This is a genomic window from Frankia sp. CgJB1 (assembly GCF_977947065.1).
Genome location: NZ_CDWTNB010000235.1, coordinates 1 through 5,434, shown reverse-complemented (window position 1 = coordinate 5,434; position 5,434 = coordinate 1). Strand labels below are relative to the sequence as shown.

Genomic DNA, 5,434 nt, shown 5'->3' with positions numbered 1-5,434 from the left:
CACCCGCTTGGCGACCTCGTCCCCGCCGCGGCGCTCCACGAACTCGACCGCCTTGGAGTAGTACTCCCACTGGATGTCCAGCGCGCTGACCTCACGCCCGTTGGCCAGCTTGATCCTGCGCTGGCAGGTCATGTCGTGGCTGACCTCGCGAATCGCCCGGATCGGGTTCTCCAGGGTCATGTCCCGCAGCATCACGCCAGCTTCGATCATGCGCAGCACCAGGTCGGTCGCCCCGAGCTTGAGCAGCATGGTCGTCTCACTCATGTTCGAGTCGCCGACGATCACGTGCAGCCGCCGGAACCGCTCGGCGTCGGCGTGCGGCTCGTCACGGGTGTTGATGATCGGCCGGGACCGGGTGGTCGCCGAGGACACCGACTCCCAGATGTGCTCGGCGCGCTGGGAGATGCAGTACACCGCGCCCCGCGGGGTCTGCAGCACCTTGCCCGCGCCGCACAGGATCTGCCGGCTGACCAGGAACGGCACCAGCACGTCCGCGAGCTTCGAGAACTCGCCGTGCCGGCCGACGAGGTAGTTCTCGTGACAGCCGTAGCTGTTGCCGGCGGAGTCGGTGTTGTTCTTGAACAGATGGATGTCGCCGGCGATGCCCTCCTCGCGCAGCCGTCGTTCGGCCTCGACAAGCAGGCCCTCGAGGATGCGTTCCCCGGCCTTGTCGTGGGTGACCAGGTCGGGCACGGAGTCGCATTCCGGGGTGGCGTACTCCGGATGGCTACCGACATCCAGGTAGAGGCGGGCGCCGTTCTTGAGGAACACGTTGCTGCTGCGTCCCCATGACACGACACGACGGAACAGGTACCGTGCCACCTCGTCCGGGGACAGCCGTCGCTGCCCCCGGAACACGCAGGTGACGCCGTACTCGTTCTCCAGTCCGAAGATGCGGCGGTCCACGTCTGCGACCCTATGCTCGAATGCCGCCTCGGCGCGCCGGGACGCTCGGGCCGGATGTCACCCTGAGGCGGATTCGCCCCTCCTGTGGACGGACGGGCCGACCGACGACCGCCAGGCCCAGCCCGACAACGAACCAGCCGGCGAGGACCAGTACCGGACGGCCACCGCCGGCACCGTCGAAGTAGGCCGTCGAGCGCAGCAGCGTGGCACCCGCCCCCGGCGGCGCGAACTGGCCGATGTCGCCCCAGGGCTGTGGCAGCATCTCCGGTGCGGAGGCCGCCGCCGACAGGGCGGCACCAGCGACCAGAACCAGCACCGCGGCGACGAGACCCGGCACGCCCGCGACCGCACCGAGTCCCAGGACCGGCCCGGCGACGGCCAGCGCCAGCAACGTCACGACCGCCATAGTCGTCAGGAACTCCCCGGGCAGGACGTCCAACGCCCCCTGCAGCGCGACGGCCCCGGCGAAGCCGGAGAGCACCGCGAGCGCGGCGAGCCCGGCGAGCCGGATCACCCGCGATCCCACCATCCGCGCCAGCAACACGCCGGCCGCGGTGATCACCAGCGTCAACGGGAGGTAACCGGCCGCCAGCCCGCCGCCGGCCTGGTCCCGTGGCGCGTTGGCCACCACGTCGACCACCGGGATCTCCAGACCTGGCATGAACACCCGGATGCCCCGGGTCAGCGCCTCGGTGACCGCCGGGCTCGCCGCGGAGGCGACCCGCAGGGTCAGGCCGTTGCCGCCGATGACGATCGCGGCGTAGGCGTCACGCTCGCGCAGCGCACGGTCGGCGGCGGCCACCGTCGGCACCGTGCGCACCGTGAGGGCGCCCGGCTCCACCCGGCTGATCTGGTCGGCGAGCGCGGTCGCCGCGGGTGCCGGGCCCACGGTGAGGATCGGCAGGTCCCGGGGGCGCAGGCTGGTGACGGACGTTCCGTACAGCCAGACCAGGACGCCCATCAGCAGGGCCATGCCGACGGTGATGACGGCGATCCGCCGGGCACCGGGCGTGCCGAGCCCGTCGACGCCGCCGAGCCGGGCCCACGCCCGTCCGGCCGGATCAGCCGGATCGGCCGGATCGGGCAGGCCGGGCAGGCCGGTCTCGCCCGAGGCCAGTGGGGGCGACGGCGCCGAGTGTCCCGGCTGGGGGCACTGTCCCGGAAGAGGATCATGTTCGCCGCCGCCACGATGCCGTCCCCCGCTCACCACAGGAGGGCTCCGACGGTCCGGTCGACGTACGCCGGGTCCACCGCACTCCCCCAGGTCGCCGCCACCCTCGGCAGTGGTTGCCTCACCGCGTCCTCCCTCCGTCCAGCGACACCCGCCAAGCCACTACAGGGAGTAGCGTGACGCCTTCATGCTGTCGAGGCCTGTCTGGCGGCGTGCCGCGGCCCGGCGTGTCCGGGTGAATCCGCCGGTCCGCGGCGGTTCCAGACACCAGGTGGTCGACGGACCATGGGCAGGACAGGCGGATCGGGCGGGAAGGCTCGCCGGCGGAAAGGATGGCGCCATGGCAACCGGAACGAACGACGCGACGTCCCATCGAACACGACATCACGGCGAAGACAGGGCCCGGCTGCGGGCGCAGGTCGTCCGCGGCCGCGGCGGGCTGCCGCTCACAGTCCTCGCCCCGGCCGCGGAGGACCCGCCGCGCGGCGGCATGGTCGTCGTCCAGGACTCCCGAGGCATCACGCCGTACCTGGTTTCCGTCTGCGACCGGCTCGCCGGTGCCGGCTGGCTCGCCGTGGCCCCGCACCTGTATCACCGCGACGGGCTGGACGAGGTGGACCCGGCCGACGGCTGGGCCGCGGCCACGTCGACGATGGGCACCCTGTCCGGCGCGGGCATCGACGCCGACATCGACGCGGCGCTCGGGCACCTCCTCGACGCGGGCTTCCCCGCCGAGCGGAACGCGATCATCGGCTTCTGCATGGGTGGCACGGTCGCGCTGCACACCGCCACCCGGCACCCCCTCGCCGCGGCGGTGTCGTTCTACGGCGGCGGGGTCAGCACACCGTACTGGCCCGGCATCCCCGCCTTGGTGGAGGCGGCACCGTCGTTGCGCGGGCCGTGGCTCGGCCTCTACGGCGAGGAAGACGCCCTGATCTCCACCGACGAGATCGCCGCCCTACGGGCCGCGGCCGCACGCTCGGGCGCCCCGACGGAGCTGGTCAGCTACGCCGGGGCCGGCCACGCCTTCCACAGCGACGACCGGGAGGCGGTCTACCGCCCGGTCGCCGCGGCCGACGCCTGGTCACGGGCACTCGCCTTCCTCGACCGGCACGTCCGCCCCCGCTGAGGCGCCCGGCCGGCCAATCGAAGATCGCCACCATCGACATCGCGAGCATCACCCGCACGGCGCCCAGAGGTCACTCCGGTCGGCTTCCGACCCGGTCCCCCGCACCGCCACCACGCTGAGTTGGGGTGCCACCGGCTCGCGACCAGTGGGCCTGGGCGCACCGCCGACCGGAGCCCGCGCACGCAGACGGCGTGTCGGCCGCCGACCAGGGATCTCCCTTACCCGCGCAGGACGTCCACCATAGTGGAGATGGAAAGGCCGAGCAGAACGAGGGCGGCGAGCTGCTGGACCCGGCGCAGCGGAGCGACCCGCAGCAGGAAGTGGCCAAAGGCGACAGCCAGCCCAGTGACGGTGCACAGGGCCAGCAACGCGCCGACGCCGACGGGAATCGGGCGGTGGTAGCGGGCCGCGAGGGTGGCGGTGAGAATCTGGGTGAGATCACCGAACTCGGCGACGAGGACAACACCGAACGCCTCGGCCCATACGCGTCTCGCGGCGGGTCCCTCGACGCCGGCGGCCTTGTGCCCCTCCAGTTCGGCGGGGTCGGCGGGGTGGGAACGCAGGAGGAGGACCGCACCGACGAAGAACAGCGCCCCGGCGACCAACTCGACAGCTCTTCGGGGCAGCGCCGCGACCAAGCCGCCGACGGCGGTGGCGACGCCGACGTGCACTGCGAACGCTGCCCAAATCCCAGCGAGAACCGGCAGCGGCCGGTAGCGGGCACCCAGAACGAGTGCCGCCACGAACGTCTTGTCCGGCAGCTCGGCCGGGAAGACCACAGCGAAGGCGGTCGCTGCAATGATGATATTGTCCACGGCGAGCCCCCGCCGGCCCGGGGCCAGCCCACCCCAGCAGGGCGGCGTGTGATGAGCCCCTTCGAAGGCTCCTGCCTGGTCGAACGGCATCCTACCCGGCCCGCGGACCTCACGAACCGCGAAACACGCCCCCGCGGGGACGCGGCAGCACAAGAACCGTTTGCCAGCTAGGGCTGACAATCTTGGTTCGGGGTCCCGAAATCACCATCCGTCCGGTCGCTACGCGGCTGCGGTGATCCGGTACACCTCGCGACGACCGGCGGGCGGACGGCCCGGAGACCCATCAGCGATCATGTCTGGCAGGACCGCCGGGCCCAGGCGGCGAACATCGCCGCGCTGATGAGGAGGTTGTTCTCGTCACGGCTGAGGGACCACCACTGGTCCACCTCGTCCCGGGTCAGCAGTCCGGCTTCAATGATGCTCTCCTGGAACCGCTCCACGAGGAGCTGCCAGGCGAGCCACGACTCGCCGGTGCCGCGGGACTGAACGCCGTGGTAGTGCGCGGACTCGTCGGTGAGGTCCAGGCTGAGCACATCGCCGAGGAGTCGGCGGCCATAGGTCGCGTCAAACCCGCCACCCTCGCCTATGAGCCCTTGCAGCGCGCGGACCATGGCGGTGTGTATCGGCGCCTCCGGGACGACCAGGTCGGCGCAGGTCCAATCGACCTCCTCGATCAGAAGCCAGCCGCCTGGTGCGACCGCCGCCGCGAGCCGTTGGAGCGCACGCCGATGGGGGTGGAGGTGTGCGATCAGGAGCCGGGCGTGGACCAGGTCGAACCGCGCGTGCGGAAGATCGTCGACCATCACGTCCATGCGCCGGACCTCGACCGGCTCCGGTAGCCGGTCGAGGAAGCGGATGTCGCGGTCCACCGCGAGGACGTGCCCCGCGGGGCCGACGACCTCGGCCAGGGCCCGGGCGACCGAGCCGGTGCCCGCGCCGACCTCGAGGCAGTGATGCCCAGCGCCGATACCCAGGGCCGCCACGAGCCGCATGGTGCCCGGGTCCCACAGCTGCGCCATCGCTTCGAGGCGGGTGCGCTCGTCCGGATGCCCCTGGTCCAACACGTAGGTGGACAAATCAGTGCCCCCATGGTCACATATGGCGTCGATCGACGTCCGCTGGGACTCCCACACGGATTATTCCTCGCCTCGCCGGGTGTTTACACCGGCGATCCGTTTCTCCTATCGAGTCATAGACGACCTTGCGGCGCACGGGGCGTTTATGTGAGCATTCCATCGACATCGCGACCGAATCGGTTCGAAGAATGTTCATCTCGTGGTAGTCGGCAGAGGCTGTCATCAACGGCACTGTAATCAACGGAACTCCAGCGAGATGATTTTGTGGCACCCGTGCCGAGAGAGGGGCGTGGACGTGTCGCAATGCCATTTCCGCTAAGTTGATCAAGTTGCGGTC

5 protein-coding genes are annotated in these 5,434 nt (G+C 71.0%); 1 reads left to right on the top strand and 4 read right to left on the bottom strand.

Annotation, left to right across the window (positions count from 1 at the left end; translation table 11 throughout):
- A partial coding sequence (locus AC08OT_RS18920; RefSeq protein ID WP_476603125.1) for a proteasome accessory factor PafA2 family protein occupies positions 1–906 on the bottom strand: 906 nt, incomplete at its 3' end.
- Between the two features lie 10 nt (positions 907–916).
- On the bottom strand, positions 917–2,113 hold the full coding sequence (locus AC08OT_RS18915) for a hypothetical protein (protein ID WP_476592343.1): 1,197 nt from the start codon (positions 2,111–2,113) through the stop codon (positions 917–919).
- 304 nt (positions 2,114–2,417) lie between these two features.
- Here AC08OT_RS18915 and AC08OT_RS18910 point away from each other — a divergent pair, with 304 nt between their 5' ends.
- Entirely contained in the window at positions 2,418–3,206 is a 789-nt protein-coding gene (locus tag AC08OT_RS18910) for a dienelactone hydrolase family protein (protein WP_476592342.1), read from the top strand.
- Positions 3,207–3,424: 218 nt separating this feature from the next.
- On the opposite strand, the gene AC08OT_RS18905 is transcribed toward AC08OT_RS18910, so the two are convergent.
- Positions 3,425–4,021, bottom strand: coding sequence for a TMEM165/GDT1 family protein (locus tag AC08OT_RS18905; RefSeq protein ID WP_476592341.1), 597 nt, complete (start codon positions 4,019–4,021; stop codon positions 3,425–3,427).
- 290 nt (positions 4,022–4,311) lie between these two features.
- Positions 4,312–5,154 carry a class I SAM-dependent methyltransferase gene (locus tag AC08OT_RS18900; RefSeq protein WP_476592340.1) on the bottom strand — a complete coding sequence of 281 codons (843 nt, stop codon included), beginning with the start codon at positions 5,152–5,154 and terminating at the stop codon, positions 4,312–4,314.
- Positions 5,155–5,434: the final 280 nt, after the last annotated feature.